Origin of the sequence: Kitasatospora sp. NPDC127060 (genome assembly GCF_042724935.1) — a bacterium.
Lineage (GTDB): Bacteria > Actinomycetota > Actinomycetes > Streptomycetales > Streptomycetaceae > Kitasatospora.
This window is the reverse complement of sequence record NZ_JBHXEG010000184.1, coordinates 1-2,374: the sequence shown is the minus strand read 5'-3', so window position 1 is coordinate 2,374 and position 2,374 is coordinate 1. Positions and strand designations below refer to the sequence as shown.

Here is a 2,374-nt window from a genome sequence, read left to right as displayed (position 1 = left end):
GTGCCGGCCGGGTGGACGTGCAGGGCGCCGTCCGGGCCGCCGGTCCGCAGTTGCCAGGGGTGCGGGCTGTCGGTGGTCACCCGGAGCCGGTCGCCGGTGCGGCGCACCTGGAAGCGGGCGCTCTCACCGGGGCCGTCGGAGTGCGGGATCACCACGGTGGTCCCGGCGCCGTCGGTGAGGGCGTGCACCCGCAGTTCGACGCCCTCGGCCCAGGCCGAGACCGGGTGCTGGTCGTCCGCGCCGAGCGCGATGACGGAGTCGGGGCGGGCCAGCAGCGGCAGGGTGTGGAAGCCGTGCCGCTCGCGTACCCAGCGCGGGCCGATCAGCTGATCGCCCGTCAGGACGTTGGTCCACGTCCCCTCCGGCACGTAGTACTCGACCGTGCCGTCCTCGGTGAACACCGGAGCCACCAGCAGGTCGTCACCGAGCATGTACTGGCGCTCCAGCGTCCCCGCGGCCGGATCGTCCGGGAACTCCAGCACCATCGCACGCATCACCGGCACCCCGGTGGCGTGCGCCTGCTGGGCCGCACGCTGGAGGTAGGGCGCCAGCCGGTGCTTGAGCAGGGTGAACTCCCGGGTGACCTCCACCGCCTCCTCACCGAACTCCCACGGCACCCGGTAGGACTTGCTGCCGTGCAGCCGGCTGTGCGAGGACAGCAGGCCGAACTGCGTCCAGCGCTTGAACACGGCGGGGGTGGGCGTGCCCTCGAAACCACCGATGTCATGGCTCCAGAACCCGAAACCCGACAAACCCAACGACAGGCCCCCGCGCAGCGACTCCGCCATCGCGTTGAAGTGCGACTCGCAGTCACCGCCCCAGTGCACCGGGAACTGCTGGCCCCCGACGGTGGCGGAACGGGCGAACAGCATCGCCTCCCCCTCACCGCGCTCCTCACGCAGCAGCTCGAACACCGCCCGGTTGTACAACTGGGTGTAGTAGTTGTGCATCCGCTCCGGATCGGAACCGTCGTGCCACACCACATCAGTGGGGATCCGCTCGCCGAAGTCGGTCTTGAAGCAGTCCACGCCGACGTCCAGCAGGGTGCGCAGCTTGCCCGTGTACCAGTCGCGGGCGGCGGGGTTGGTGAAGTCCACCAGGGCCATGCCGGGCTGCCACAGGTCCCACTGCCAGACGCTGCCGTCCGGGCGCCGCACCAGGAAGCCCTCGCGCATGCCCTCGGCGAACAGCTCCGACTTCTGCGCGATGTACGGGTTGATCCACAGGCAGACGCGCAGCCCCTGCTCCTTGAGCCGCGCCAGCATGCCCGCCGGGTCCGGGAACGTGTCCTCGTCCCAGCGGAAGTCGCTCCACTGATATCCGCGCATCCAGAAACAGTCGAAGTGGAAGACGCTGAGCGGGATGCCGCGCTCGGCCATGCCGCCGACGAAGCGGTTGACGGTCGCCTCGTCGTAGTCGGTGGTGAAGGAAGTGGTCAGCCACAGGCCCAACGCCCACGCCGGGGGCAGCGCGGGACGGCCGGTGAGCGCGGTGTACCGCTCCAGGATCTGCTTGGGGGTCGGACCGTGGACGACGAAGTACTCCAGCGACTGGTCCTCGACGCTGAACTGCACCTGGCCCACCGACTCGGAGCCGATCTCGTAGCTGACCCTGCCCGGGTGGTTGACGAAGACGCCGTAACCCCGGTTGGTCAGGTGGAACGGGACGTTCTTGTACGCCTGTTCGCTGCTGGTGCCACCGTCGGCCTGCCAGATATCCACCACCTGGCCGTTGCGCACGAACGGCGTGAACCGCTCCCCCAAGCCGTACACCAACTCGCCGACGCCCAGCGAGAGCTGCCCGAGCATGTGGTGCCGGCCATCGGCGTCGATGACGAAACCCGTCCCCCGCTCCCCCACCGTCGTCAGCACCCGGCCGCCCGCGCTGAACTCCAGCCGCCACGGCTCAGTGGTATCCACCCGCAACATCAGTTCACCGGAGCCCAGTTCCACCACACCGCCGTCACGGCGCACCTTTCCGGCTCCCCACTCCGCGCCGGGCAACGCGAACTCCGGACCAGGCTTGACCGAGCCGGCGTGGTGGGTGACGCGCACCCCGATCACACCCTCCGCCGGGGACCAGCACTCAACAGTCAGCAGCGGGCTGTTGAGCGTGTCACCACGACCACGCACGCGTCTGACCGGCGCGAACAACGTCAACCGGTCCTCACCGGCCCGAACATCGGCGACCTCGCTGGCATAGCGCGCGGTGACACCCGGGCGCATCAGCCAGTAACCGTCGGTGAACTTCATCGGACAGATTCCTCCGTCCGCGCACGATGCGCGGTGATCAGGCCCCGGTACCAGTCATAACTGTCCTTCGGGGTACGAGTCAGAGTGTCGTAGTCGACGCGAACCAGGCCGAAACGCTGCCC

General features: G+C 69.1%; 2 protein-coding genes. Both read right to left on the bottom strand.

Annotation, left to right across the window (positions count from 1 at the left end):
* The coding region (yicI, locus tag ACFWIS_RS40575; protein ID WP_380464110.1) for an alpha-xylosidase at window positions 1-2,252 on the bottom strand (2,252 nt) is incomplete at its 3' end.
* A partial coding sequence (locus ACFWIS_RS40570) for a family 1 glycosylhydrolase (RefSeq protein ID WP_380464112.1) occupies window positions 2,249-2,374 on the bottom strand: 126 nt, incomplete at its 5' end. The genes yicI and ACFWIS_RS40570, both read right to left, overlap by 4 nt.